The organism is Butyrivibrio sp. LC3010 (genome assembly GCF_000424385.1).
Taxonomy (GTDB): domain Bacteria; phylum Bacillota; class Clostridia; order Lachnospirales; family Lachnospiraceae; genus Butyrivibrio.
This window is the reverse complement of the sequence record NZ_AUJU01000038.1, coordinates 1-25,477: the sequence shown is the minus strand read 5'-3', so window position 1 is coordinate 25,477 and position 25,477 is coordinate 1. Positions and strand designations below refer to the sequence as shown.

The window sequence follows — 25,477 nt, the reverse complement described above, 5'->3', positions numbered from 1 at the left end:
TTCACCGCGATCTGTGGTATAAGCATGCCTTTGTTGTTCAGATAGCTTATGTCATTATAAAGGGGCTTATTTATGCAACTCTTTTTGTGGCTGTGTTTAAAAAGAACCTCTCAATTTCTGATTTTACTATGTTCTTATCGCTGGCAATGGCTTTTTCCTCTGCGCTATTAAATTTCTTGCAGAGATTTGGCGATTATAAAAAAGCTTCTCTCGAGGTTGATGACTTCAGGTCATTTTTATCTCTTGATCTTGATATGGATGAAAGCATGTGTATTCTTATTCCTGAGGCAGATAACTACGAGATTGAATTTAAAAATGTCTCCTACAAGTATTATAAAGCAGACAATTACTCCTTAAAGAACCTGAATTTGAAGATAAGTGCCGGAGAAAAGCTTGCAGTTGTCGGTCTTAACGGGGCAGGCAAGACCACTATGATAAAGCTCCTTTTAAGATTGTATGAACCGACAGAAGGCAGCATTACTCTTAATGGCATAGACATCAGAAAATTCAAAAGAGAAGATTATTACAAACTGTTTGCACCTGTTTTCCAGAATATTGAAATATTTGCTTTTAATATAGCGGAAAATATCGCTATGCTAAGTGGCGATGACCTTGATAAGGAAAAGGCTTTAAATTGCGCAATAGAAGCAGGGCTGGAAGAAAAGATTGCATCCCTGGTAAAGGGCATCGATACGCCTCTTACAAATATCATGGAAGATGATGGCATTGATATGTCTGGCGGTGAAAGGCAAAAGCTTGCTTTGGCAAGAGCTCTTTATAAGGGCGGCAAATTTGTAGTTCTTGATGAGCCAACCTCAGCACTTGATGCTATAGCAGAGCAGAAGCTTTATGAACGTTTTGATGAAATGATAGGAAAAAAATCAGCGGTATATATCTCACATAGACTGGCATCAACCAGGTTCTGTGATAGGATTGCCATGTTTGAAAATGGCTCTCTGGTAGAGCTTGGAACTCATGAGCAGCTCATGGAGCAAAATGGGAAATATGCAGAAATGTTTAATGTTCAGGCTCAGTATTATCGTGAAGACGAGACTGCAGAAAGCGAGGTGAAAAAAGTTGGCTGATAAGAAAAAAGAAACCACTTTAAAGAAAATAATTTCTGTTATCCGTGTCTTGTTTGGTACTGCCGCCAGAAAATATCCGCTTTTCTTTGTATGGGAGAGCCTTAAGACTATTATTTCCATTGCTCAGCCGTTTATTGCCATAATGATCTCGCCCATGATAGTAGATGAGATTGTAGGAGAGCGAGATCTTAAGAAACTGATATTCTACGCAGCAGCTCTTATAATTGGCGAATTTATCGCAGCAATGCTGATTGAAAAAAGTAATGCGGTTCTTGGCAAATATCAGGAAAGACTTTCATGCTATTTCGACGTTCTTTTGGGCAAACAAACTATGGAACTTGATTTCCAGCTTACTGAAGATAAGGAAGCACTTGATCAGCTGCAGAAAGCCAAGACCGGTATGAGCTGGTACTCAGAGGGAGTCTATGGTGTAGCGGAGCAGGTATTTATGTTTGTCGGGAACCTCATCAAAATGGCAGGTCTTGTCACGGTTATAATCCTACATGCTCCTATCCTTCTGTTGATGCTGGCTATATATACTGTTTTTCATTTTGCACTTACAACCAAGATCAACAAATTTGCGGTAACTACATTTAATAAACTTTCCAAGTTTAATAACATGTTTGGATACTTTGCCTGGGAAGTGGTAGATTCCCGATATGGAAAAGATATAAGACTGTATGATGCCAAAAATCTAATGCTGAGAGCCTGGGAAGGAAATACGAAGAAGACAATAGGAATGTGGAAATGGCAAGCTGATAAGGAGCTTCCATACAGCTTTTTACTTGAAATTGCAGTATTTGCAGAGTCAATGTTTACATACTTTTATATTGCACTTCTTGCGATAAGTGGAGCTTTCGGAATAGGTATATTCACTCAGCTTATTGCAGCAGAGGGTTCTCTTGAAAATACACTGTTTAATCTTGTATGGAATATTACAGAGCTTGTTAAGAGATGCAATTATGCTTATGAATACGTTGTTTTCATGGATTATCCTGCTGCGCTGCCTAAGGGTGATAAGCATATTGAGAAAAAAGATCATGAGATTGAATTTAGACATGTCTCTTTTGCATATCCAAAAACAGACAGGAAAATACTTGATGATCTCAGCATAAAGATAAGACCAGGCGAACACCTTTCAATAGTTGGTCTTAATGGTGCCGGCAAGACAACATTCATAAAGCTTTTGTGCAGACTCTATGACCCGACTGAGGGAGAAATTCTTGTGGATGGGGTAAACATCAAGGAATACGATTACAAAGAATATATGCAGCAGATAGCGCCTGTTTTTCAGGATTTCAAGCTCTTTGCTTTTAGCATGGGAGAGAATATTGCATTTGACAAGGAAGATAATACAAAAATAACTAAATATACAGACCTTGTAGGACTGGAAGACCTGTTAGGAAAACTTGATAACGGCTTAAAAACCAACATTTTCAAATACTTCGATGAAAAGGGCATAGAGCCCTCCGGGGGAGAACAGCAGAAAATTGCTATTTCAAGAGCTCTTTTCAAGGAATCACCTATCGTTGTTCTTGATGAGCCAACTGCTGCGCTAGATCCTTTGGCTGAGTATGAAGTATATAAGCAGTTCCATACTCTTGTTGGTGGAAAGACTGCTGTTTATATTTCTCATAGGCTATCAAGTTGCAAATTCTGTGACAAGATTGCAGTATTCTTCGAAGGTCACATAGCAGAATATGGAACACATGATGAGCTTATAAGCATTCCTTCTGGAATTTACGCAGAAATGTTTGAAGCTCAAGCAAAATACTACATAAAGGAAAGCGCATAAAGTAAATGTTTTCGAAAGAGATTGATGCAGGAAAGAGTGCGATTCAGTTAGCGCTGTCAAAGGCGAGAAATATATGGCTATGAAGAGCTGAATATTTATTCGATTTTTGAAGTAAAATGGGCTCTTTTTATACGATAAAGGAAAAAGTGTATCGTCAATTATATTGGAATATAATGTACATTTAAGCTTCGGTTAAATCCCGAAGCTTTTTCTTTGGAATTGTGTTGACAAATAATATGTAATATATTACATTGTTTCATATAGGTAATATGTTACATATTATAAAAGGAGCTCACATGAATTACGATGAAGCAATGAATATCGAAAAAGTAACGTTTGGAGATATGCCTCCACAGCCGTTTTTACTCGGATTACTCAGTGCATTTGATAACAGATATCAGGCTGCAGCAGATGCATATTTCAAGGAGATTACCTGGAAACAGTTCTTTGCAATAATCTGTATCAACCTATGCAAGGAACCTCCGACGTTAAATGAGCTTTCTGATGTAATGGGAAGTTCTCATCAGAATGTGAAGCAGATTTTACTTAAGCTTGAGAAAAAGGGGTTTGTCTCTGCAGTTCCTGATGATAAAGACAAGCGAAAGCAACGGATCTTTGTCACAGATAAATGCAGGACTTTTTTGGAACAGAATGATAATAACGGCCAACAGAGCCAATATGTCATCGGAAGAATATTTGATGGAATCGATGAAAAGAGCCTTCAAACTACCATACAAACTATCATGAAAATGGAAAGGAATTTGAGCGAGTTATGAAAACACTGATCATTTACACATCACAGACAGGATTTACTAAAAGATATGCAGAGTGGGTTGCAGAGAAAACGGGCGGAGATTTACTTGAACTTAAGGATGCTCAGAAGAAGAGTGATGATTACTTCAAGGATTTTGATGCAATCTGCTACGGCGGTTGGCTTATGGCAGCGAATGTTGTTAAGGTTAAATGGTTCTTTGAAAAGGCCAATAACTGGAAGAATAAACGTCTTGCTTTGTTCTGTGTAGGAGGCAGCCCTAATGACAATCCTGATATAGATACTTTTCTTCAGAATGTCCTTACGGAGGAGCAGAAGAAGTATATTAAAGTATTCTACTGTCAGGGCGGTTTTAACTATGAAAAGATGAAGGCACCATCCAGACTTGCAATGAAGATGTTTGTATCAACTCTCAGGAATAAAAAAGATGCTACTGAGAAAGAAAAGGTCATGGCCGAGAAGATGGCTTCATCCTATGATATTTCTGATGTCAAATATATAGAACCTATAGTGGCTTATCTGTTGGAGAAAGATAATGAAAAGGCTGTTTAAAACCCTGCTTGCAATAGTAATCGTAATTGCGGTGATCATCATATCTGCAGTCGCAATTGTTAGTGTCAGGATGAGTGGACAGGTCAAGGCTTTCGACAAATCAGGAATTGATCTGTCACATGTTGCTGATGGTGTATATAATGGTCATAGTGAGACGGATCTGGTCAAGGTTGATGTTCGAGTAACAGTAGCTGATGGGAGAATAGAAGATATTGAAATCCTAAAGCACGAGTGTGGCAAGGGGTATCCTGCTGATGTGATTATTTGTGATATGATCAAAGATAATACAGTAGAGGTTGATGCGGTTTCGGGTGCAACGATGTCCAGTGAAGTAATAAAAGACGCAGTCAGGGATGCGTTAAGGTCAGGCATTTAACTTCCAGTATAAACGGTTAAGCAAATCGAGATTTTAGGAGCGCGTGATGAATACCCAAATAGCCTACTGCGGAGTTAACTGCTTTGCATGTTCTGATTACATTAACAAAATCTGTCCTTCCTGCAAGCATACACAGTGGACGGAAGAAGATATATGTATGCCTGTTAAGTGTTGCAAAGAAAAAGAGATCGATTTCTGCGCATTTTGCAATAACTTTCCGTGTGATGATATGGCAGATTTTTATGAGGAGTCAAAAAGTCACAAAGAAGCATATCACAGAATGGTATCGATGAATGCGGACCGCTAACCCGACAACTTCAAGCTTGTAGAGATAATGTGTTAGCGCGTTATATTGGAAGTTAAACGCACAATTCAAATTTGTTGGGCAAAGGAGAATAAATATGTGGTTTTATATTATGATATTTATCTGTAACTTATTAATTCCGATTGTCATGCTGATATGTGGATTCTTTATGTCCAAATATCCGCCAAAAGAGATTAATGGAATTATTGGATATAGAACAACTATGTCCAGAAAAAATATGGATACATGGAAGTTTGCACATGATTACTGCGGCAAGTTGTGGCTTAAACTCGGATTGCTGTTATTAATTCCGACAATTATTATTCAGATACCTTTTTCACATTCGAGTGAAAATGCAATTGGATATATGACACTTATTGTTGAAGGAATACAGCTTGTGGCTATATTGGGTTCAATTGTGTTTGTGGAAAGAGCTCTTAAGAAAACTTTTGATGAAAATGGTATCAGGAGATAAATACAAGTTTGTCGCCCTAATTGAATATTGAACGTTACATAGCAGTTATCTCAATCGAGGTAGCTGCTTTTTTTTGCGCTCATTTTGAGCAGTAACTATTCACTATTCAAAGGAGGTAGACAATGGACTACGAGAAATTCAAACAGGACTTGGAGCAGGATGTCTTTACTGATGCTAAAAAGAGAATTGAAGAGTATCCCGGTAACGAAAGACTGAAGTGGCAAGTAGCGACCGTACTTAATGCGGCGAGGCTTTTTAATGAAGTAGCGGATAGCGACCGATATGACGATGTGATATGTTCCTGGTTTTCCGGGTTATTGGAATCAGAGGATTTATCAATAAGAAAATCCGCAGCGGAGGCTCTTTTTCATTTTTATTACAGAAAAGAGGATTCTGAAGACCCTGATTAGTAATTGTGATTCTATATCAGATTTTACCAAGTCAAAACTGTTTTCACACCTTTCTTTCAAGCAATACAGTAAAGATTTTTACGAGGAATTACGGTTACTGTTCAGACAGCTCTGCGCACTTGCTGCGCTGAGCGTGAGAATGTTCTACGTCTTGAATATAGGATTTGCCCCTTTGCCGAAGGCAACTGGAATGGGCAAATCCAGTTGCTGTGAGCACCGTAAGGTGTGAACAGTAACGAATTACGTTCAGATCTAGTCAAAAGATTCTGTGATGAAGAGACTTTTGGATATATGAGTGGTAATATTTATTGGGAGACTTTAAAAGACAAAAGTCATAAAGAATAAAGATGGGGAATTATTTAATGAAAAAGGTATTGTCTGCAATAACAATATTGGGTCTTAGCATAGGATTACTTGGTTGTGGAAAGAATTTCTCTCTATCAGCAAATACATTTGAGGATGAGCAGATTCAGTTTCCGGAAGTGCATAAATGTTCATTTGTATCATTGACAGAAGATTATGATGAGGAAGAGCAAGAGTGGTATTTAGATTCCAATACATTCAGGCACACCATGAAATATGATTTAAATGATTTTTATCGTCATAATGACAACTATGAAGCAATATATCGAACATATAAGAATGTTCAGGGTAACAGCGCAAATTATACAACTAGCAGGGTAAGCCAGAGTCTGGATGGGCTTAAAGAGCAAGCTGCCGCATTAGAACACTATCACTTCATTGTACTTGATCTTGCGGGTGACGATTTGCTGCCTAACAGCGAAGAGAAGTATCAGACATTAGTTTTTGATGCGGAAACAGGAGATTACTGGGCTGGTGCTAGTAGCGATGAATTATCAGTTTATGGGAAATGCGTTGATAAAGAGTTTAGCGCTGATTCGGATCTGATTGAGTATGTTGAGGGAAAATGGCCTGTTCCGGAATACATGACTTTTTATGAATACTTATGTTCTATGGATTGGATGCCAGGTGGAAAATTGGATGATCTGTGATTTATGGGCTGGTATTACAGTAATATGGAAGACCTTCAGGATTTGTTTTCTGAAGGCCTTTTTTCGTACAACAATAAGGGTACAAAGAACTTTATACTTTTTTTATATTTTAAGGGTACATTAAGGCAGTAGTTAAGACGATAAAAAATATATAAGAAATGGATAAGTGTCTTACTATGCGCTTTTAGATATATATGAATGAAATGGATGTCGTCTTTTTTACAAGGAGGTAGATCAGTATGACAGGAATTAATGGCATTTCTGCATATCAGCAGATAAATCAGAGTGTCTATAACGAGAAATCGGGAGTGTCTAAGACTCCTGATACAGGTAGGGCAGATCAGGCTGGTTCAGCAAAAAAATCTCAGCAGGCTAAAGTAGAAACAAAAGTGTGGAGTCCGATAGATACCACGAGTTCACTTGTGCCCAGAAAAACTGAATATGGGATGACTATTGGAGATGTGCAGCTTTCCGATAAGGCAAAGGACTACTATAATTCGCTGAAATCAAAATATCATAATATGGAGTTCATTGCTGTCAGCAAGGATATGAAAGCACAGGTTCAGCAGAATGCTGCCTCCTATGGCAATGCCAACAAAATGGTAGTCCTTATAGATGAAGAGAAGCTTGAGCGGATGGCGACGGATGAATCATATCGTAAGAAGTATGAAGGAATCATTGCCATGGCACAGACAAAGATGTCAGAGGCTAAGATGGGACTTGCCAGCAGCGGCGCAAGTGTTAAGAATTTTGGGATGAGTGTTGATTCTAATGGTAAGGAGAGTTTCTTTGCCACTGTAAATAAATCTTCAGATCTTCAGAAAAAGCGTACTGAAAAGAAAGCAGCAGAGAAGAAGGCTCAGAAACTGCAGGAGAAGAAGAAAGCAGAAAAGAAGGCGCAGGAGGAACGTATCCAAAAAGCCAAGGATAAAAAAGCTGAAAAGGAAGATACTGATAAAGAGGATTCCAAGATTAAAGATGACGAGGAATATGTAACATTCGAAGCAGATTCCATGGATGAACTTCTCTCCAAGGTGCAGACATACTCATACAATAATGCATCCGGAAAAGTTATGACTCAGACCGAGCAGATGGTAGGAACAAAGATAGATTTCAGAGGCTGATGTTTTATGCACACAGCCGCACAGTGGAAATTGCTGCTATGCAGCGTGCGGCTGGCGCGAGAGGAATCGTATAAATACGATTCCTACATGTTATGAGGTACGGCATGAATATATCATTTATTGCGAATAATCTATATAGTTCACAGTACATGAAGAATGCCCAGGGGAATCTCTATGCTCAGAAGACTGACGGAGCCATGAAGAATACAATTATGGGAAAGATGCCGGTAAATCCTTTTGTATCAAGCTTTGACAGAAGAACAGACAATGAGGTTAAGGATCGAAAAGGATTATCACAGCAGATGCGGCAGATGATACGCTCACTGAAGCAGGATTCTCAGCAAGATCAGAATAGTAAAAAAATAAATGATTTTCTGACATCATCCGGTTCCCCGGATGCAGCAGAGGAAGAGACAGCGCCTAAGCCGACCTATAATTATAAAGAGGTTGCATCCAAAATACAGAGTGCCAAGACATCAAACAGTGCCGGGCAGGCAGTACTGGCAGCAAAAAGAGTTGTGACGCAGATAAAGAGAAAGATTTCTGCGGGGGATGGTGATCCTGAGGAACTACAGTTTGCTTTAACCCATGCAAAGCGCATGGAAATGGTGGCAAGGAAAAAGAAACATCATCTGGAGCTGGAAGAAATGGTGGCTCGTGCTCAGAAGCAGGATGAGCGCCTTGACGAACAGGAAGATGCTGTTCGGGGTATTCAGAGTGCCATAACACAGGCAGAGGAAGAAAAGATAACTGAGAAAGAAGACCAAATCTTCGATGAGCGCGAGGAGATGCTGGAGGAAGTCACCATCCGCGAAGCGGATTTAAGATGTGACGACCGAAATGCCGCCGAACAAAGTGAGGGGGCGGTTCAGTTGCAGGAAGCTCTCTCGCAGATAGAAGAAAGCGGGGCTGATGTTTCGGATGAAATGATGGCAGACCTGAACAAGATGATCTCTGAATTTGGCGAGGAAGAACTGGAAGAGTTGGAAGAGACCATGGAGATGCTTGAAGATATGGAAGTCGTAGATCCGCATATGAGCAAAGAGGATTTCGAGGATCTAAAGAGAAAGCACAGGGCTTCAGAAAACAAGGCTATTGTAAAAGCAAATATGGAATATCTTAAAGATATGATCAAGCATGAGCTTGGAAAAGCAGGGAGTATTCCCGGTATGGGAGGTGGACAGTCAGCTTCTGCAGTGGTTGGAAGCCCTGCAGTGCAGGGGGTAACCGTATCAATGCCGACAATGGCAGCTCCGGTTTCTGATGGGGGTTCGATTGATGTTCAGATTTAAACAGTATGGTTAAAAGTTATATTGTTAATGTAAAGTCGGATGGAAAAATATTTCTATCCGGCTCTTTTTTGCCCTTTCAGACATTGTTTTTGCAGAAGTGTATGGTGCCAAGATAATCGTACATACAAGAACTGATGAAATTGAATATTATGGACATCTATCAGAACTAGAAAAGCTTGTAGGTGATGATTTTTTAAGGACTCATAGAGGATATCTTGTAAATCTACGATTTGTAAAGAGGTATGATTCGGGAACGTGCTATATGGCAAGGGGTGAAGCACTTATCTCAAAACAAAACTATCCGGTTTTTGTAAAAGCCCTGATGGATTACAACAAAAAGAGAGCGGAGTAAGGTATTACTTCAAAAATTATAGAGGTGAAGAGAATTAATGATTACTGAAGCCATGTGGGACCAGGTAAATAATATATCGATGATTGCAAATGTGCTGTTAAATGCAGTGCTTGTTTCGGTTTTTTACATACCTTTTTTGAGAAGAAGAGTGCGCACAGTTATACTTGTTATTAAAGGGAACTATACTGAAATTTTAGTAACTCTATTGGTGACTACTGCAAGCAGATATAATCAAAAGTATATGTAATATTGACTATTATAAGGGGCGGATGTACGATATAAGTGTAAAAAACCTATTACATGCAAACGATAGGAGGAACACTTTTCATGATTGATATGAATATGATGATCGCAGGCAATATACTTGCACTGCTTAAGAAACAGAATAAAAAACAGACAGATCTTGCAGAAGCACTTGGGACAAATAAGCAGACGGTGAATAAGATGCTTAATGGTGCACGCATGATTAATGCCATTGAACTTAAGTCTATAGCTGAATACCTTGGTGTAAGGATGGAGGAACTCACAAGGATTTCTCCTGAATATGGGGATACTGATATTGTCCATGCTTTTATGGGCAAAGTTCAGTCTGAAGAGGCAAGACAGGCACTGAAAATAGCTGATGAACTTTCAGATATGATTCTTTTCCACAAGAGAGTACGTGAAAATGGAAATGCCATGATGCAGCCTTGGGGGAATGACTAATGGGGAATATATTAGAAGAAAGCCTGTTTGGCAAGCAGCCTAAACAGTTTGAGAGCATAAATGCTTTGGCAAAGGCTTTTTCTGTAAATTATTGTGGAAGCACGATTATCCGTGATTCCATATTTAGCATTGCTGAAAACTATGCCAGAAAAAGGGAATTAACGCTGGAAGTGCTCAGATATCCTTTTAAGGATGATGAATTATGGGCATTTACCTTTGTAAAAAAGGGAACAATATTTCTTTGCATCAATTCCGGCTTGGCTCTTTGTAAACAGATATTTGCTGTTGCTCATGAGCTGTACCACATTCACTGCTATGCTGAAGATATAGACCCTAGTACCATAGCAAGCGGCTCATTATTGGATTCAAAAACTGCGGATGATACTGCGAAATCTCAGGAGGATCTTGAGGCAAACGCTTTTGCTGGATTACTTCTAATGCCTGACGGAATATTGGTTGAGCAGATCAAACTATATGGTATTGCTGCGGATAAGATATCTGTTGATGATGTCCTTATCTTGATGGAATTGTTTGCACTTCCGTACAAGGCGGTGGTACTGAGGCTTGTTGAGAACCATGATATTTCAAATAGTAAAGCCAAAGAACTACTGGAATGTGACTCTGATTATGTTTTAGAAAGAATTAAACTTACGGGTAAAGCTTTAAAATGGCAACAAAATAGTAAGGATCTTTCATATCTTGGAAGTCTCCTTGATGATATGGAGTACAACAAAGAACAGGAACTTCTGACAGAAAGCCGTGAGAAATCGGATATGGAGTATTTGGAAAAAATCAGAAAGGGCTTTCTCGCGGAAGGCTAAGAGGTGGGCATTTGATGAAAGAGAAATATGCTCTTCTTGATACTGATTTTATTTCCAAGACGCATTTGATCCGTAAGGATGAAGAGAATAAGCTGATTGATCGTATAACGAAGATGCCGGGGTATCGCTTCTATTGTCATGAACAGATAAAAACAGAACTCCAAAGGCATAATATTGCAGGCTCTCCTGAGTGGCTTGAGAAAAAGATATCATCTGGAGTGGTTCATTGTATTACAGACGAAGAGATTGTTGATGAACTAAAGGTTATATACTCAGATTCAGCAGTGGCCATGTATTCCAATATGTTGAAAAATGGGTGTGAGGCATATAGAAGCGGATATTTTGAAGAACAGTTTAAGAGACTCCAGGGTGTTGATTATATGAAGACTACAAAAGAACAGTTTTTGAAGGAGCTTTCGGAAGACTGTGACGATATAGGACCTGGTAATAATCTCGGAGAGCTTAAAAGTTATGTCCTTCTTCAGACGCTTAGTATAAAATTTGGCGAGCAGATATATGTCTTTTGTTCGGATGATAGAAATGCTCGAAATGGAATAGTAAGTCTTGGAGGTGCAAGGTGCATCAGTGTGTTATCATCGTTTATGCGGCTTAATGTGGATGCTAACATGACAAGAGAAGAGGCGCAGCCGTATTTGGACTCGTATCTTGAAGAAAGCCGGAAGAATAAACAGACCACTTTTAGAGTTCATGACGCATCAAAAGAAATGCGATATTGCAGAGTGCCTTGCGAACAGGTCATAGATGAAATGTATGCCGGTAAATTTGATGTGTTGCTGAATGGTAATCTAAGATATAAGGAATAGGATTATATAAAAAATGAAGGGCAGTGTTCTGCACGATAACAAGTATTTGATGTTGTGATATCATAGAAGCATGTGTTTTGGTAATGAAAATACATGCTTCTTTTTATGTGCATTAAAAGATAATCGGGTGAACATGATGTTAAAACATGCCTTTGGAATATGACACAAAAGATGTTATTAGGTGAGGAGCTATGGAACAGATTCTTATTGTTGAGGACGATACAACTTTAAATCAGGGGCTATGCAAGGCTTTAAAAGAAAATTACAGGCAGATTGTGTCTTGTGAAAGTATAAATGAAGCAAAAGAACAGTTGTCTCTTGGTACAGTTTCTTTTGTACTTTTGGATATCAATCTTCCGGATGGAAGTGGATTGGACCTGTTAAAGGAAATAAAAGGAAAAACACCCAATGTACCGGTAATTCTTTTAACTGCTAATGATACTGATAAGGATATAGTCACAGGTCTTGAGCAGGGAGCGGATGATTATATTACAAAGCCGTTCTCCCTTGCTGTTCTGCGTGCAAGAGTAAATACCCAGTTGCGAAAGACTAATCATGGAAATGAATCAGGTGTATTTGCTGATGGTATTTATGTGTTTGACTATAATAACATGGCTTTTTCTTTAAATGGTAAAACTTTGGAATTATCAAAAACAGAGCAGCGTCTGTTAAGAGTACTGACAGACAATGCAGGGCTGACCGTAAAAAGAGAAACGCTGATAGACAGACTCTGGACTGATGGGGCTGAATATGTTGATGAGAATGCATTATCTGTTACTGTAAAAAGGCTTAGGGATAAGCTTTCTGCGCAGGAAAAGATTAAAACAGTATATGGGATAGGCTATAGCTGGGTGAAAGAGAATGGATAAACTTATTATTGTTATCGGCATTTGCCTTATGATTGTCGCCTGCATAGCAATCGTAATTAACAGAGTAAAAACCAGGAAATTATTTGACTCCCTGGAAAGCATGATTCATATGGCAATGAATGGGGAGTTTGCACCAGAGCATTTTGATGAGGGGCGGTTATCTAAACTGGAGTCAGAACTGTCGGATTTTTTAAGCGCATCTTCCATCTCTGCACAGAACGTTAAGGATGAACGTGATAAGATAAAATCCCTTATTTCAGATATTTCCCATCAGACCAAAACACCAATCTCAAATCTTATTCTATATAGTGAACTGCTTGAAAGTGCTGATCTTACCGGCGATGAAAAATCAAATGTCGAAGCAATACATGCACAGGCAGAAAAACTAAGGTTCCTGATAGACAGTCTTGTAAAACTTTCAAGGCTGGAAAACGGGATTCTGTCACTTGAGACTGATAATGAAGAGCTTAATCCATTATTAAAGGATGTTGCCATACAGCTTCGGGAAAAGGCTGAGGCTAAGGACATAAAACTGGAGATTAAAGATACTGATGCAATGGCACTTATTGATAAGAAATGGACGCAGGAAGCAATCGTAAATATCGTAGATAATGCTATCAAGTATACTGATCAGGGAAGTATTACGATCAGTACAAAGGATTACGAAATGTTTGCCTGCGTAGATATCAGTGACACCGGCATAGGTATTCCTGAGGAAGAATCAGCAAAAGTATTCCAGCGTTTTTATCGCGGAAGCAATGTGAAATCGAAGGAAGGTGTTGGGATTGGCCTACATCTTGCCCGAGAGATAATATCAGGTGAAGGAGGCTACATTAAGTTAAGCTCTAAGCTGGGAGAAGGAACTACGTTCTCTGTTTTCCTCCCGAAAAAGTGAAATATGACAAAACTGTAAGATTTAAAGTAATGTCTTGAAAGATTCTGGAAAGATTTGTATGTGATAATCATCTGTAGAGGAGATCGGTAGATTCCTGAATGCATTTTCCTTTTTGCATTCAAGAAGTCATTCTCCTTTACAGGTGATTTTTATATGCGCAGCTCGCGGAGAGGAGTATATTGCTTAAGCAATCCGCTCACGCGCAAGTATTTTGCAAGCAAAATTCATTATAGTGGAGGCTCAGAATGGAAATATTGCGAGTATCAGATCTGAAAAAAACATATGGAAAAGGTGATACAGCAGTAGAGGCGCTGAAGGGGATTAATCTTTCGGTACAAAAGGGAGAGTTTATTGCAATAGTTGGTACATCCGGAAGTGGTAAGTCAACTTTGCTGCATATGCTTGGAGGGCTTGACCGCCCGACTTCAGGATCTGTTTCAATCGATGGAAAAGATATTTTTACTTTAAAAGATGAAGAACTGACCATATTCCGCAGAAGGAAGATTGGCTTTGTATTCCAGTCTTTTAACCTTGTCCCGGTTCTTTCTGTATATGAGAACATTGTGCTGCCGATAGAACTTGATGGTAATGTCCCTGACAAGGAGTTCGTGGATCAGATTATTGATACCTTGGGGCTCACAGAAAAGAGGAATGCTTATCCTAATCAGCTTTCCGGAGGACAGCAACAGCGTGTTGCAATTGCAAGAGCGTTATCTTCAGCACCGCAGGTCATTCTGGCAGACGAGCCCACAGGAAACCTTGATTCAAAGACAAGCCAGGATGTATTGGGGCTTCTTAAGGTCATTGGGGAGAAGTATTCACAGACCATTATCATGATCACGCATAATGATGAGATTGCCCAGATGGCTGACCGGATCATAAGGATAGAAGACGGCCTTATAGTTTCAAAAGAGGTGTGAGGTATGAGGGACGACAGAAGAATGAAGGGACCAAGGGTCAATAATAGGAAAGTTATAAGAAAAATAGCATTAAAAACAGTAAAAGCGAATCATAGAAAAAGTATGGTGGTCATAGCTGCGATTGCGCTTTGTACATTTATGTTTACAGCTCTTTTCACAATTGGAGGAAGCATAGTATCAAAATTTCAGGAATCAACTGCAAGACAATCGGGAGGTACATCTGATGCAAGTATTAAGAACCTCACTGAGGATGAATATAACAGGATTGCAGCTGATTCAAAGCTGAAAGAAGTATCAGAGAGAATATATGTCGGAAATGTTGTGAATCAGGAACTTTTAAAACTGTATACTGAGGCAAACTATTGCGATGAAACAAGTGCAAAAAAGGGGTTCTGTTATCCAGAAGTAGGCCATCTTCCGGTAAAGGAGGACGAAATTGCAGTCAGCAGCCTGATCTTGCAGGCTTTTGGGATGGATGCGAGAAATACTTCTGAATATGAATCATTGATTGGGAGTATGCTTCCTCTGCAGATTGAAACCGGAAAAGGTATTATAGAAAAAGAATTCAGAATTTCAGGAATCTACACCGGCGACAGGATATCCATGGCTCAAATGGTATTGGTATCTAAGACTTTTCAGGACAAATATTCTCCGACACCGACGGTTTCGTTTTATGAAGATGGTTTCATGGGAACTGTGGATGATCTTTATGGAAGAATTTGCGCAGATATAGACTTTTATTTTCCGTTTGATATCAGTGGCCAGACATATAAAACGGTTGTAAGGAATGGGCTTCCGGATAATACAGAGATTGGTGTTAACTGGGCATCATCAGTGGGAACAATGGACCTTACTACTGTTTTACTGATGATAACAATGCTTGCAACATTTTTTGTTTCGGGATATCTCATCATCAGCAACGTATACAGGATAAATATCTATACTGACATACGCTCATATGGGCTTCTTAAAACAGTTGGAACCAGTAGCAGACAACTTAAAAATATAGTGAAATGGCAGTCTGTTTATCATGCTGTGCCCGGGATTATCATGGGCATGATAGGAGGATTGATTGTTGGCAGCCTGCTTCTTCCTCTTGTCATGAGACAGCTTGTATTCTCGGAAACAACTGACAATAAGGCTGTGATCAATGTCTGGGTATTGGCTTTTTCAATTCTCTTTTCCTATATCACAGTAAGGTTATCGGTAAGGAAAGCAGTTAGGCTTGCATCAAAGGTAACACCTATAGAAGCCCTCAGATATACTGAGAATGTCAGCGCCTGCAAAACAAAGAAGCATAATGGGAAGTTTACTCCTGTGAGTTTTGCTTTAAGGAATGTTTTTAGGGAAAAGAAACGCTGCTTTTATGTTGTGCTTTCCCTTGCACTGTCGCTGGTTGTGTTAAACAGCGTATATACGATGATCATCGGATTTGACGAGAGTAAATATATATCTAATTATGTCAAAACAGACTTTTCAGTTGCAGATGCAATAACAGATAATCTTGGAGCAACCGGGCAGACTTATGACGGGGTTACCGATTCCTTTATCAGTGAACTTAAGAAGCAGGATGGGATTCTGGACATAGGAAATATATATGCTGAACAGTATTGCTATCAGGAACTGGGTGACAGGGATTTTGCTCGTTTCAAGGAAAGGCTTCTTGATAATGAAAATGTAGATACATGGATGAGGGATGGAGCTTCATATGCTGCGGGGGATGGAGAAATCGAATATCTGAGTGAGAGCACTGGAACGGTTGCCAAAGTTTATGGTATGGATGATTATGCTGTCCGTAATCTGGATTTTGTTCAGGGAAAATATGATGCAGATAAATTTAAGACCGGTAAATATATCATCGTAAACGAGTATAATAACGGAGGCGATAAAGAGAGTAGCCTTGTTCCATATTTTCTGCCGGGTGAGACCATTGCTGTAAATAACAATGCAGGAGAGACAAGAGAATATGAAGTTTTGGCAACAGTAAGCATCCCTTTTTCTATGAGAATACAGTACTATACGGATATGGACGTTAATTATGTTCTACCGTCAGAAGAATTTCTGGATTTCTTTGGAGACAGAACACCTATGAGAACTCTCGTGGATACTACTGATGAAGCGGAACCTGTTATAGAAAAATGGATGGCGGATTATACAAGTAATGCCGAGCCATCACTAAAATATTCATCAAGAGCTGTATACAGAAAAGAATTTGATGGACTGATAGGTATGTTCAAGGTTGTAGGCGGACTTTTGACATCAGTGCTTGCACTTATAGGTATTCTGAACCTGATAAATACCCTTGTGACATCAGTGCTTTCAAGAAGACTTGAACTTGCCATGCTTGAGGCTGTTGGTATGACAAAACGCATCCAGAGGACAAGTATCTGTTTTGAGGGCATCGTATATGGTGGACTGGCATTGATTTTTGGAATGATTCTTAGCAGCGTATTTTCGGTTCTTTTAGTAAAGAGTATAGGAACGGAGATGTGGTTTTATACATATAGATTTACCCTGATGCCGATCATGATTGTGACACCTGTTATGCTAATTGTAACGGTGATCATTCCGGTGGTGATCTATAGCAGAACTATGAAGGAGACTGTAGTTGAGCGATTGAGGTTAGCGGATGCCTGAAAATGTGTTAACATATTTTCTAAGGTGTCAGAGTTGAAATTATAGTGGCTATCGTATGAAAAATATAGTCATTACAGTAAAGGCTTAAATGAGTAGGGCATCGGTTTATACCGGTGCTCTTTTTGGTTAAAGGCAGGAATAAAACCTTTTTGTATGCACGCATTAAGACACACATTTGCAACCAGATGTATTGAGAGAGGAGTCAATCCGAAATCTCTTCAAAAGATTTTGGGACATGCTCAGCTATCCACAACGATGGATACTTATGTACATGTGACTGATGATTCTTTACTTCTTGCAATTAAACAGTTTGAGGCTGCTGATAAGCCTTAATTATTTTTTGCAAAAAATTGGGAAGTAAAAAAATAATCAAAACTTATCATTTCTGGTGTAAAATGGTGTAGATTTTATAGTAATAATGAAAAGAAATCCCTTAAATAAGGGAAAAAGGAGATAAAAGATGAAACTAGGAATCGCCGTCAGTGCTGCAGTTCACGTTTCTTTTCAAAAGTTCTCAAACCTTGTTATTTCGGAATTCCCACATATCAAAAATTTCACATAAATTCCCATATCTTCACAAAAAAATATAAAATATTGGCGTAGCGATGGCGAAAGTACTGGCGTAGTTCGGTAGACTTGGCCATGATGATAAGTAAGTGATAATAATAGTTACTTCCCAAAATGAGCCTTAGTGCAAACGCGTTTATCCTTAAGCGACTTGATTACCATTAAACAAACCTTCCGGGGAATGTCAAAAGATGAGAAAATCATTCTGCTCTTTGACAGACCAGGGAGGGTTTGTTATTTATGAAATACTTTACTAGTTTATTTACGGCTCTTCAGGTTTGATGGTGGGTGAAAAATATCGGAGAGATCAATGATATGTACACGGAAATGCAAAACGATGAGAACCAAGGCGCATACAGCACTCTGGCACCTCAGGATAATATGGATCGATTCTGATACGAACTATCATTGAAAAATAGAAAACGGCTATGTTAAGAAGCATCACCTTTGTTTTCGTTCCCTTGGTGAGCAAGTGCAAAGAGAGCCTTTAATTCATCGCCGCTTTCATGCATACCGCGTTTGATCCATTCAAGCATCCAGCCGTAAATGCCATATGCCCAAAATGATTTCATGTATGCTTCAAAATTGGGCATTTCAGGCAGTATCTGAATGGTGCCGATGATGGTTTCCATCATGATGGAGGACATGCCTGCGTTGTAGAGAATGGTATAAAATTCTCTATGATCACGGTAAAAATCGAATAGTGATGGGAATAGACTCTCCGGTGTTGAATCGGGGTTGGATTCATATAGCCTTCCCCATTCCTTAATAAGACGGTCTGACTCTTCTTTCAGAATATCCTCTTTATTCTGGTAGTTGCGGTAAAAAGAGACGCGCCCGATTTCGGCTCTGCTTGTTAGTTCGCTGACAGAAATATCGGAGAGCGGCTTTTCCTTTAGGAGATCAAGAAGAGCGGCTAAAATCTGCTTTTTGACGTATGTATTTTTTTGTTCATTGTTCATGTTCATGCGATGAAACAAACCTCCCAAATATGTATCATTTTTGCTGAAACATTTGTATCGTCGGTGAATTTATGATACATTTGTTTCAACAACTTGTCAAGGAGGATACCATGAAAAAGGTCATGAAAATTGTCGGCATTACTATAATTGCGGTTGCGGCGATTGTAGCGATTATTGTAGGAGTGATACTTAGCAAAACTGTTTTTGTCAAACATCCGGAGCTCAAAGGCGAACCGGAGATTGGCAAGTGGTATCGTATCACCCCGGAGGGGACAATATCTTCTGATGGAAGCGAATGGCATGGACTCATCAGACTCGGATCTGAGAATAAGGTCGTGGTATACTTTTTCGGCGGTGGTGCAAGCATCAACGGATATACTTCCGAGCACGGTAAAGAATTTTTTGCTACGACAGCAAAAGTCCAGGATTTCGTTGCTTCCGGAGGAATAGGAAGCACTTCGGAAGAGAATCCTTTCCGTGATTGGACTTATCTTGTTCTGCCATATGCCTCTGGAGATTTTCACAGCGGAACAGGCGAGTATCATTACATGGACGGTAGCAAAGAGAGGGTGGTATATCATAACGGATATAACAATTATTCGGCTTTCATGGATGCGGCTATGCCTTATGTTGGCAATCCGGACACTTTACTGGTAACCGGTTTTTCTGCGGGCGGATTTGCGACATCTCTTTTGGCGGACGATGTGATTGACAGGTTTCCTTCTGCGGAAAATATCACGGTATGTGTGGACAGTTCACTGCTTCTCTATGACGGATGGCATGAGACGGCTGACGGATTATGGAAAACACCAACAGTAATTGCAGATCGACTGGTTAGTGATAATCTGGTACTTGATAGTCTTACCGCTTTATACAACAAACGGGGTGATACCGTTAAAATCCTGTTTGACTGTTCCTATCGTGATGATACATTGCAGGAGTATCAGGCGTATATCAGGACCGGGATGATGACAAGAAGCAAGGAAAATGGAGACCTGTTCCAGAAGGATCTTGCGGAGATGGTTGATGGATTACAGGAGAACATCCCCAGCGTTGGCATATTTATTTGGAAATATGGTGAGGATCCGGAAACGCATAATACGCAGCATACTATCATATCCAGTGATGTATTTGACAAACTCGAGGACGAAGTCAGTGTGGCAGATTGGATTTATGCAGCTGTGAACGGGAATGTTCAAATTCATGGATTAGAGCTGCTCAAATGATAGGAAACAGTAAGAGGTTGGAATGCGAAAGGTCATGAAGATTGTATTGATTTTGCTGGGTGTCGTACTCATCCTGCTAATAGCTGTATTTTTTTACATTAAATCGAAGCTTCCAAATGGGGGCGGAAATAATGACATCACGGAAGGGTATTATGAGCGCTTTCAGTCCGATGAACCACTGGAGATGCGGTACGCAAATCCGGGTTCATTTGAGACAAGCTACACCGAGTTTACCTCTGATAATGAATCCATCGGAAAGGTAAGAGTCTGGTATCCGACAGAATTGGAAGGCAGTGATAAAATTTGGCCGATGATTATGGTTGTTAATGCCAGCGGAACGCCTGCTTCATCCTATGAGCCATTCTTTCCGCGTCTTGCTTCATGGGGCTTTGTAGTGGTTGGTAATGAAGACGGGCAGACCGGAAACGGTCAGACAGCATCCATTACATTAGATTTCATGCTGAATGTTCCGTCTGACAGCGTTCTTGCAAGAAAAATAGATTACCATAACATGGGAATCATCGGATACTCCCAGGGAGGAGCCGGTGCAATCTGCGCAGTGACGAAATATGAAAATGGTGCGTATTACAAAGCTATGTTTACCGGAAGTGCTGCGTATCCAACACTTGCCAGAAACATGGGCTGGGAATATGACGCCTCTAAAGTGACGATCCCTTATTTTATGGTAGCTGGAACGGGAAAGTCGGACGATTCCGGGTCTGATCCTGAAACAAGCTATGGAGGTGTTTCCCCGCTTTCAGCACTTACATCGAACTACAACAGTATTTCTGATGATGTGCAAAAGGTGCGTGCAAGAGCTGTTGGCGCTGAGCATGAGCAGATGCTGATGCGTTCGGATGGATATATGACAGCATGGATGTTGTATCAGCTTGCAGGAGATGAAGAGGCGGCTGCAGTCTTTGATGGGGAAAATGCAGAAATCCTGCATAATAATAACTGGCAGGATGTGGAGAAGAATCAATGAACGAGAAAAAGAAGAAACCGATTCGGAAAATATTGATCATATTTATAGTAATACTTGCGGTTCTGGCAGGAGGGATATTGTTTGTCCTGACACATACGCAGATCATTGTTGGTATGATTCAAAAGCTATCGGCAAGTACAGTGAATACGGCCAATCTCTATGAGCCGCTTGAAGAACCTATGGAAGGCTTAAAGGACAATGGACAGTATGTCATTACAGAGGTCAAGTATTCTGAAAACTATCCGAACAGCTACCTTGATATCACCTATCCAAGCAAGGATAGGGATGCATCAAATCCGACGCTTATATACTTTCATGGCGGAGGTTTTTTCGGAGGAAGCAAAAGCGTAGGAGATCCGCTTGCTGAGAGTGATGCTACGGCACTGTTGGATGATATTTGCGCAGAAGGGTTTAATCTTGTAAATATTGACTACGTGTTGGTGCCGGAATATCATTTCCCGAATCCCTTGGTTCAGGCAAATGAAGCATTTCGATTTTTGATGGATCATTCGGAAGAATATCATTTGGATATGAACAGGGTGGTGATTATGGAATCATCTGCCGGCGCAATCATGACAAGCCAGCTGGGAAGTGTTGTTACTAATCCAGAATACGCTGATACTTTGGGAATTACTCCTGCATTAAAGCCGGAGCAGATCAAAGCGGTTGTTCTTGATGATGCCCCTCTTGCATATAACAAGTTTTCTTTAGGAACAAAGATCCTTGTCGGAAACTATGTAAAGGGTTCAATATTCCTTAATCGTGAGGAAGTAAACAGATATAACAACATCCTTTGGGTTGATTCTAATTATCCACCTGCTGTTCTTTTGGGGAGTGAATATTACGTGGATATGCGCGATATGGATAAGGCCCTGACAGAAGCAGGAGTAGTACATGAATTGATCGATCCTCTTGCAGAAAGAAATATGGAGATGCAGCATTGCTTTGTTGCTTCGGAACGAGTGAACGATGTTGCGAGGGATGCATTTAATAGGATGATAGCGTTCATTAAAAGTCAGAAGAATTGATTTAAAAAAAGGTCAGAAAACTGACATAGCAAACAAATTGTTGAGAAAGATCGGGAAACCGGTCTTTTTCTTTTACATAAAAACCTGCTCCGGAGAATACGGAACTGCTTGCGCAAAAGCACAGGCTCGTTCTTGCCTAACTTCGCATAAGGAATATTATGTGGCGTCAAATTGACGTCATTTTACTTTGGCGTTGACGTCGTTCTGGCGTCATTTTTGGGGCGGACATTTGTTGGCAGCTTAGTAGTCACAACTATGCATAAATGACTTGCATCAGGTCAGTTCCTTGTTTCTTCGATAAATTTCAGAAATGCATTGACTGCATCTGACTGTGCTTCTCGCTTCTTCCAGATCAGCAGAGGCGTAGCCCATTTGCAGGGAGCAATCGCAACGAACGTGAGTCCTTCCCTCAGGAGGTCAGGATCTTCGAAGCACAGCATGGGGCCAAGCCCCTGCTTTACAAGCTGGATGGCATTATGTGCCAGGGTATAGACAGCGGCTATGTCCGGACTTTTGGAAAACCAGCCGGTCAATTCCCTGTAATATACCTGGTTTTCAGGAATGATCAGGGATTCCTTTTCAAGGTCTTCGGCTCTGATCTGTTCCCGCAATGCAAGAGGATGGTCATTCTTTACTAGAACACCCCAGCATGCTTTACCCGGGTACTCCAGGCTTTCGAAGAGCTCTGTACTGACGGATCGGGTCAGCAGCCCCAGATCAAGAACTCCCTTTTCCACATCCTCACGGATTTCCTCGGCATTTCCAGACTGAATATGAAAACAGATTCCGGGCTGCAGGCGGCGGAAGTCCCGGATCTGTTCCGAAAGCTTTGAAAAAGCCGGGATCTCTCCTGATCCGATGTATATATCACCTTTTAGAAATTTCTGATCCTTTTCCCGGTTAACTGCTTTTCTGTAGATTCTCAGTATATCCGATGCTGTTTCCATGAACTGTCTGCCTTCATCAGTCAGAGTTACAGATCTGTTAGTCCTCAAGAACAGCTGCCGGCCAAGCTCATCTTCCAGTTCCTGAATCCTTCTGGAGACTGTTGGCTGAGACAGATGCAGCAGTTCCGCTGCCTTTGTGATATTTCTTTCTTCTGCTGCCATCATAAAGATCTCAAGACTTATCATATCCATGCATATGTCCCCATGCTTTCTCTATAGTGATACAAGTATAGCATAGTGGGCGGTTTATCACCATTCTGATATTTGATTTTTGTATGACAGATTATTTGAAATTGTTATTTTGCATGGTTCATTGGAGGAGTTATAATGAATTCATCAAGTAAAGAAAAGGAAAAGGAAATCTGAGATGATCTTATTTTTTTCAGCAACCGGAAACAGTCTCTATGCAGCGAAGCAGCTGGATCAGGAACTTGTCAGCATTCCCCAGGAAATGAAAAAGACAAACCGGCATTATACTGCCGATAAGATCGGGATTGTCTGCCCGCTTTTTGAGTTTGAGATCCCGTCTATGGTGAAGGATTTCATCCGTGATTCAGAATTTGAAACAGAATATTTTTATCTGGTTGTGACCTACGGCTGCCATCACGGTGGGGTTGCCGGCCGTACCCAGGAATTTCTTTCATCTATCGGGAAAGAAGCGAATTATATCAATACCATTATCATGCATGACAACGCAATTATAGTATTTGATATGAATCAGCAGAGACAAATCGAAGGTGAAAAGAAAGTTGACGAGCATCTTGCACTGATCAAAGCTGACATCGATACAGAAAAGCACTATATTCAGGCTGCGTCAAAGGAAGAAACGGATTTTTATAATAACTACATGCACTTCAAAGAACAAGCCGGCCCGATGTATTCCTTCCCGCTTTACCGCGTAAATGAACGCTGCGTCGGCTGCGGTACCTGCAGCCGTATCTGTCCACGAGGATGTATCCGGTTGGAAAACAAACGCCCGGACTATAATTACACGAATTGCATAAACTGTATGGCATGCATCCAGGCCTGCCCTACAAAAGCCCTGCAGTTTGCCACAATAAATGAGCCCAACCCGGAAGCCCGATACAGAAATGTTCATATCACACTGAAAGAGCTTATAGAGGCTAATCAGCAGTAATGGTGTTCGTAAAATTCAGGACATCATGGAGCAGGAGGGTCTAAAGACTGCAACAGGGCTTACCAGATGGCAGTCTGGTTACATCAATAGAATGCTTAGCAATCCTTTTTATTGCGGTAGAATTGTTTATCGTAAGCAATATGTTCCTGATTATCTGGTTCAAAAGAAAATCAATAATTATGGAGATGTTGAAAAGGTTTATGTAGAAGGCACCCATGAAAAGCTTGTTTCGCCAGAAGATTTTGATCGGGCTCAGGAGTTAAGAGCAAAACATCGAATCGGAAAGCGTGATAAGAGAGGTAACCATCTTCTGCAGGCATGCCATTAATCAAAAGCATCAGATCTCCACGTCTGTTATTCAAGATTGGTGACTTTGTATTAAAATGCGGCTGCTGAACAATCTGATACCGACTTTCACCGTAAGCAATTTATTGACGGTCATAGATTTTCAAGCTGACCTCTTTACCAAAATGCAACTCATCGTCAGGATTATCTCTAGTTATGGAAACACTTCTTCCATTAATAAAACACAGGGGAGGATGAGTAATGGCCAGACTATCGAGATTAGTTGAATATGCGAAACGCATGGGAGGGCAGGCTGACAAGCCTGCTCTTTCTATTAAGGACAAGCTTTCTGAGATGAAAGAAAAGTCTAAAGAAGTGAATAAAAAGGTGAAGGAGGATTCGTGATATGGCATATGATACAAGCACTTTTGACCCGAAGGCAGCTGCCGAGGCAAGGAAAGCTGAGATGGAAGCAATGACTGCCAAGCTGGAGAACGGTGTTAAGGATGTTTTCTCAAGTGACGGGTATAAAGAGTATTTGAATTTTTGCGCAAAACTACCCAGGTATTCTGTGAATAATCAGATCCTTATCATGCTTCAGAAACCGGAAGCAACCATGTGTCAGTCCTTTGGTGGCTGGAAAGATATGAATCGTCATGTGAAGAAGGGCGAAAATGCTGCATGCAATTAAATGCTGGAAAGACAGGTAATACAAGGTGAAATAAATAATTCATTTCAACGCAGAGTTTTTTAATAATAATTTAAGAGATATTTACTTATGAGGATTTGCGGAATTTAGTAAAATAGTTGTGACAAACTATTAGTAGTCAATAGGTTTTAGAGAATATTTTATAATTATTGATTTGAGGGTAACTTTAATAAAACATCTGAATACATCGTATTTCAGATGGTGGACGGCTTTCCTGTCTTTTGACGTTAGCGAAGTTTCTTAGAATTGAAGTCTATGTTTTGCTTTTCTAAAGCAAAGATAACTCGTATAAGTTTCTTTGCAACATGGGTTATAGCTACCCGATGAGGTTTTCCTTCATGACGCTTTTTGGCATAGTAAGTTGCAAAAGTCATATCGAAGCGAATTAAAGGAAGACAGCAGTTTAGCA

29 protein-coding genes and 1 pseudogene are annotated in these 25,477 nt (G+C 40.2%); 27 read left to right on the top strand and 3 right to left on the bottom strand.

Annotated elements, in window-relative coordinates; translation table 11 throughout:
• The 20 genes from G622_RS0118185 to G622_RS0118080 all read left to right on the top strand — a co-directional run.
• A partial coding sequence (locus G622_RS0118185) for an ABC transporter ATP-binding protein (protein WP_026511870.1) occupies nt 1–1,085 on the top strand: 1,085 nt, incomplete at its 5' end.
• Nucleotides 1,078–2,880 (top strand): ABC transporter ATP-binding protein, encoded by a 1,803-nt coding sequence (locus G622_RS0118180; RefSeq protein ID WP_026511869.1) that lies wholly within the window; start codon nt 1,078–1,080, stop codon nt 2,878–2,880. The genes G622_RS0118185 and G622_RS0118180, both read left to right, overlap by 8 nt.
• 296 nt (nt 2,881–3,176) lie before the next feature.
• On the top strand, nt 3,177–3,656 hold the full coding sequence (locus G622_RS0118175) for a MarR family winged helix-turn-helix transcriptional regulator (RefSeq protein ID WP_013280058.1): 480 nt from the start codon (nt 3,177–3,179) through the stop codon (nt 3,654–3,656).
• The gene (locus tag G622_RS0118170) at nt 3,653–4,204 is read left to right on the top strand and encodes a flavodoxin domain-containing protein (protein WP_026511868.1); all 552 of its coding nucleotides are present in this window, start codon (nt 3,653–3,655) and stop codon (nt 4,202–4,204) included. Before G622_RS0118175 ends, G622_RS0118170 begins: the two co-directional genes overlap by 4 nt.
• Nucleotides 4,188–4,580 (top strand): FMN-binding protein, encoded by a 393-nt coding sequence (locus tag G622_RS0118165; protein ID WP_044958026.1) that lies wholly within the window; start codon nt 4,188–4,190, stop codon nt 4,578–4,580. The genes G622_RS0118170 and G622_RS0118165 overlap by 17 nt, the downstream gene beginning before the upstream one ends.
• A gap of 46 nt (nt 4,581–4,626) precedes the next feature.
• Nucleotides 4,627–4,887 carry a DUF3795 domain-containing protein gene (locus G622_RS0118160; protein WP_026511866.1) on the top strand — a complete coding sequence of 87 codons (261 nt, stop codon included), beginning with the start codon at nt 4,627–4,629 and terminating at the stop codon, nt 4,885–4,887.
• A gap of 94 nt (nt 4,888–4,981) precedes the next feature.
• Complete coding sequence (locus G622_RS0118155) at nt 4,982–5,359, top strand: SdpI family protein (RefSeq protein WP_026511865.1); 378 nt, start codon at nt 4,982–4,984, stop codon at nt 5,357–5,359.
• Between the two features lie 122 nt (nt 5,360–5,481).
• Nucleotides 5,482–5,769 (top strand): hypothetical protein, encoded by a 288-nt coding sequence (locus G622_RS0118150; RefSeq protein ID WP_026511864.1) that lies wholly within the window; start codon nt 5,482–5,484, stop codon nt 5,767–5,769.
• Between the two features lie 362 nt (nt 5,770–6,131).
• Nucleotides 6,132–6,782, top strand: a complete 651-nt coding sequence (locus G622_RS0118145) for a hypothetical protein (RefSeq protein WP_026511863.1) — start codon at nt 6,132–6,134, stop codon at nt 6,780–6,782.
• 239 nt (nt 6,783–7,021) lie between these two features.
• Nucleotides 7,022–7,906 carry a DUF6033 family protein gene (locus G622_RS0118135; protein ID WP_049945947.1) on the top strand — a complete coding sequence of 295 codons (885 nt, stop codon included), beginning with the start codon at nt 7,022–7,024 and terminating at the stop codon, nt 7,904–7,906.
• Between the two features lie 104 nt (nt 7,907–8,010).
• Nucleotides 8,011–9,198 carry a hypothetical protein gene (locus G622_RS0118130; RefSeq protein WP_026511861.1) on the top strand — a complete coding sequence of 396 codons (1,188 nt, stop codon included), beginning with the start codon at nt 8,011–8,013 and terminating at the stop codon, nt 9,196–9,198.
• A 49-nt stretch (nt 9,199–9,247) separates the two neighbouring features.
• The gene (locus G622_RS26740; RefSeq protein ID WP_081675398.1) at nt 9,248–9,550 is read left to right on the top strand and encodes a LytTR family DNA-binding domain-containing protein; all 303 of its coding nucleotides are present in this window, start codon (nt 9,248–9,250) and stop codon (nt 9,548–9,550) included.
• A 327-nt stretch (nt 9,551–9,877) separates the two neighbouring features.
• The gene (locus G622_RS0118115) at nt 9,878–10,255 is read left to right on the top strand and encodes a helix-turn-helix domain-containing protein (protein WP_026511859.1); all 378 of its coding nucleotides are present in this window, start codon (nt 9,878–9,880) and stop codon (nt 10,253–10,255) included.
• The gene (locus G622_RS0118110; protein ID WP_026511858.1) at nt 10,255–11,076 is read left to right on the top strand and encodes an ImmA/IrrE family metallo-endopeptidase; all 822 of its coding nucleotides are present in this window, start codon (nt 10,255–10,257) and stop codon (nt 11,074–11,076) included. The genes G622_RS0118115 and G622_RS0118110 overlap by 1 nt, the downstream gene beginning before the upstream one ends.
• Nucleotides 11,077–11,090: 14 nt before the next feature.
• Nucleotides 11,091–11,900 carry a hypothetical protein gene (locus G622_RS0118105; protein WP_026511857.1) on the top strand — a complete coding sequence of 270 codons (810 nt, stop codon included), beginning with the start codon at nt 11,091–11,093 and terminating at the stop codon, nt 11,898–11,900.
• Nucleotides 11,901–12,091: 191 nt separating this feature from the next.
• On the top strand, nt 12,092–12,769 hold the full coding sequence (locus tag G622_RS0118100) for a response regulator transcription factor (protein WP_026511856.1): 678 nt from the start codon (nt 12,092–12,094) through the stop codon (nt 12,767–12,769).
• Nucleotides 12,762–13,664, top strand: coding sequence for a sensor histidine kinase (locus tag G622_RS0118095; RefSeq protein ID WP_026511855.1), 903 nt, complete (start codon nt 12,762–12,764; stop codon nt 13,662–13,664). The genes G622_RS0118100 and G622_RS0118095 overlap by 8 nt, the downstream gene beginning before the upstream one ends.
• A gap of 245 nt (nt 13,665–13,909) precedes the next feature.
• Nucleotides 13,910–14,584, top strand: a complete 675-nt coding sequence (locus G622_RS0118090) for an ABC transporter ATP-binding protein (protein ID WP_026511854.1) — start codon at nt 13,910–13,912, stop codon at nt 14,582–14,584.
• Nucleotides 14,585–14,587: 3 nt separating this feature from the next.
• Complete coding sequence (locus G622_RS0118085; RefSeq protein ID WP_026511853.1) at nt 14,588–17,221, top strand: ABC transporter permease; 2,634 nt, start codon at nt 14,588–14,590, stop codon at nt 17,219–17,221.
• 99 nt (nt 17,222–17,320) lie between these two features.
• The gene (locus tag G622_RS0118080; protein ID WP_330363658.1) at nt 17,321–17,554 is read left to right on the top strand and encodes a tyrosine-type recombinase/integrase; all 234 of its coding nucleotides are present in this window, start codon (nt 17,321–17,323) and stop codon (nt 17,552–17,554) included.
• Nucleotides 17,555–18,219: 665 nt separating this feature from the next.
• Here G622_RS0118080 and G622_RS0118070 read toward each other — a convergent pair.
• The gene (locus tag G622_RS0118070; RefSeq protein WP_049945945.1) at nt 18,220–18,756 is read right to left on the bottom strand and encodes a TetR/AcrR family transcriptional regulator; all 537 of its coding nucleotides are present in this window, start codon (nt 18,754–18,756) and stop codon (nt 18,220–18,222) included.
• Nucleotides 18,757–18,860: 104 nt separating this feature from the next.
• Here G622_RS0118070 and G622_RS0118065 point away from each other — a divergent pair, with 104 nt between their 5' ends.
• The 3 genes from G622_RS0118065 to G622_RS0118055 are packed head-to-tail and all read left to right on the top strand — an operon-like array spanning nt 18,861 to nt 21,989.
• Nucleotides 18,861–19,976 carry a pectin acetylesterase-family hydrolase gene (locus tag G622_RS0118065; protein WP_026511850.1) on the top strand — a complete coding sequence of 372 codons (1,116 nt, stop codon included), beginning with the start codon at nt 18,861–18,863 and terminating at the stop codon, nt 19,974–19,976.
• 22 nt (nt 19,977–19,998) lie between these two features.
• A complete protein-coding gene (locus G622_RS0118060) occupies nt 19,999–20,961 on the top strand; it encodes a poly(ethylene terephthalate) hydrolase family protein (RefSeq protein ID WP_026511849.1) in 963 nt (320 codons plus the stop codon).
• The gene (locus G622_RS0118055; protein WP_044958025.1) at nt 20,958–21,989 is read left to right on the top strand and encodes an alpha/beta hydrolase; all 1,032 of its coding nucleotides are present in this window, start codon (nt 20,958–20,960) and stop codon (nt 21,987–21,989) included. The genes G622_RS0118060 and G622_RS0118055 overlap by 4 nt, the downstream gene beginning before the upstream one ends.
• Nucleotides 21,990–22,267: 278 nt before the next feature.
• Here G622_RS0118055 and G622_RS0118050 read toward each other — a convergent pair whose 3' ends face one another.
• On the bottom strand, nt 22,268–23,128 hold the full coding sequence (locus tag G622_RS0118050) for a LysR family transcriptional regulator (RefSeq protein ID WP_026511847.1): 861 nt from the start codon (nt 23,126–23,128) through the stop codon (nt 22,268–22,270).
• A gap of 175 nt (nt 23,129–23,303) precedes the next feature.
• Here G622_RS0118050 and G622_RS0118045 point away from each other — a divergent pair, with 175 nt between their 5' ends.
• From G622_RS0118045 to G622_RS0118030, 4 genes are all read left to right on the top strand, one after another.
• Complete coding sequence (locus tag G622_RS0118045; RefSeq protein WP_026511846.1) at nt 23,304–24,074, top strand: EFR1 family ferrodoxin; 771 nt, start codon at nt 23,304–23,306, stop codon at nt 24,072–24,074.
• Nucleotides 24,075–24,099: 25 nt separating this feature from the next.
• Nucleotides 24,100–24,402, top strand: coding sequence for a recombinase family protein (locus G622_RS0118040; RefSeq protein ID WP_026511845.1), 303 nt, complete (start codon nt 24,100–24,102; stop codon nt 24,400–24,402).
• Nucleotides 24,403–24,620: 218 nt separating this feature from the next.
• On the top strand, nt 24,621–24,764 hold the full coding sequence (locus G622_RS26240; RefSeq protein WP_196814240.1) for a hypothetical protein: 144 nt from the start codon (nt 24,621–24,623) through the stop codon (nt 24,762–24,764).
• Nucleotide 24,765: 1 nt separating this feature from the next.
• Nucleotides 24,766–25,050: an ArdC-like ssDNA-binding domain-containing protein gene (locus G622_RS0118030; protein WP_026511844.1), complete on the top strand. Its 285-nt coding sequence runs from the start codon at nt 24,766–24,768 to the stop codon at nt 25,048–25,050.
• A gap of 245 nt (nt 25,051–25,295) precedes the next feature.
• On the opposite strand, the pseudogene G622_RS26345 reads toward G622_RS0118030, so the two are convergent.
• Nucleotides 25,296–25,477 (bottom strand): annotated as a pseudogene (locus tag G622_RS26345) (IS110 family transposase); the annotation flags it as partial.

Coding starts and splice junctions, on each gene's coding strand:
- G622_RS0118160 (WP_026511866.1), top strand. CDS start 4,627: ATGAATACCCAAATAGCCTACTGCGGAGTTAACTGCTTTGCATGTTCT.
- G622_RS0118060 (WP_026511849.1), top strand. CDS start 19,999: ATGCGAAAGGTCATGAAGATTGTATTGATTTTGCTGGGTGTCGTACTC.
- G622_RS0118130 (WP_026511861.1), top strand. CDS start 8,011: ATGAATATATCATTTATTGCGAATAATCTATATAGTTCACAGTACATG.
- G622_RS0118145 (WP_026511863.1), top strand. CDS start 6,132: ATGAAAAAGGTATTGTCTGCAATAACAATATTGGGTCTTAGCATAGGA.
- G622_RS0118175 (WP_013280058.1), top strand. CDS start 3,177: ATGAATTACGATGAAGCAATGAATATCGAAAAAGTAACGTTTGGAGAT.
- G622_RS0118105 (WP_026511857.1), top strand. CDS start 11,091: ATGAAAGAGAAATATGCTCTTCTTGATACTGATTTTATTTCCAAGACG.
- G622_RS0118065 (WP_026511850.1), top strand. CDS start 18,861: ATGAAAAAGGTCATGAAAATTGTCGGCATTACTATAATTGCGGTTGCG.
- G622_RS0118100 (WP_026511856.1), top strand. CDS start 12,092: ATGGAACAGATTCTTATTGTTGAGGACGATACAACTTTAAATCAGGGG.
- G622_RS0118085 (WP_026511853.1), top strand. CDS start 14,588: ATGAGGGACGACAGAAGAATGAAGGGACCAAGGGTCAATAATAGGAAA.
- G622_RS0118115 (WP_026511859.1), top strand. CDS start 9,878: ATGATTGATATGAATATGATGATCGCAGGCAATATACTTGCACTGCTT.
- G622_RS0118090 (WP_026511854.1), top strand. CDS start 13,910: ATGGAAATATTGCGAGTATCAGATCTGAAAAAAACATATGGAAAAGGT.
- G622_RS0118050 (WP_026511847.1), bottom strand. CDS start 23,128: ATGGATATGATAAGTCTTGAGATCTTTATGATGGCAGCAGAAGAAAGA.
- G622_RS0118110 (WP_026511858.1), top strand. CDS start 10,255: ATGGGGAATATATTAGAAGAAAGCCTGTTTGGCAAGCAGCCTAAACAG.
- G622_RS0118030 (WP_026511844.1), top strand. CDS start 24,766: ATGGCATATGATACAAGCACTTTTGACCCGAAGGCAGCTGCCGAGGCA.
- G622_RS0118040 (WP_026511845.1), top strand. CDS start 24,100: ATGGAGCAGGAGGGTCTAAAGACTGCAACAGGGCTTACCAGATGGCAG.
- G622_RS0118135 (WP_049945947.1), top strand. CDS start 7,022: ATGACAGGAATTAATGGCATTTCTGCATATCAGCAGATAAATCAGAGT.
- G622_RS0118095 (WP_026511855.1), top strand. CDS start 12,762: ATGGATAAACTTATTATTGTTATCGGCATTTGCCTTATGATTGTCGCC.
- G622_RS0118155 (WP_026511865.1), top strand. CDS start 4,982: ATGTGGTTTTATATTATGATATTTATCTGTAACTTATTAATTCCGATT.
- G622_RS0118150 (WP_026511864.1), top strand. CDS start 5,482: ATGGACTACGAGAAATTCAAACAGGACTTGGAGCAGGATGTCTTTACT.
- G622_RS0118165 (WP_044958026.1), top strand. CDS start 4,188: ATGAAAAGGCTGTTTAAAACCCTGCTTGCAATAGTAATCGTAATTGCG.
- G622_RS0118045 (WP_026511846.1), top strand. CDS start 23,304: ATGATCTTATTTTTTTCAGCAACCGGAAACAGTCTCTATGCAGCGAAG.
- G622_RS0118070 (WP_049945945.1), bottom strand. CDS start 18,756: ATGAACATGAACAATGAACAAAAAAATACATACGTCAAAAAGCAGATT.
- G622_RS26240 (WP_196814240.1), top strand. CDS start 24,621: ATGGCCAGACTATCGAGATTAGTTGAATATGCGAAACGCATGGGAGGG.
- G622_RS0118055 (WP_044958025.1), top strand. CDS start 20,958: ATGAACGAGAAAAAGAAGAAACCGATTCGGAAAATATTGATCATATTT.
- G622_RS0118170 (WP_026511868.1), top strand. CDS start 3,653: ATGAAAACACTGATCATTTACACATCACAGACAGGATTTACTAAAAGA.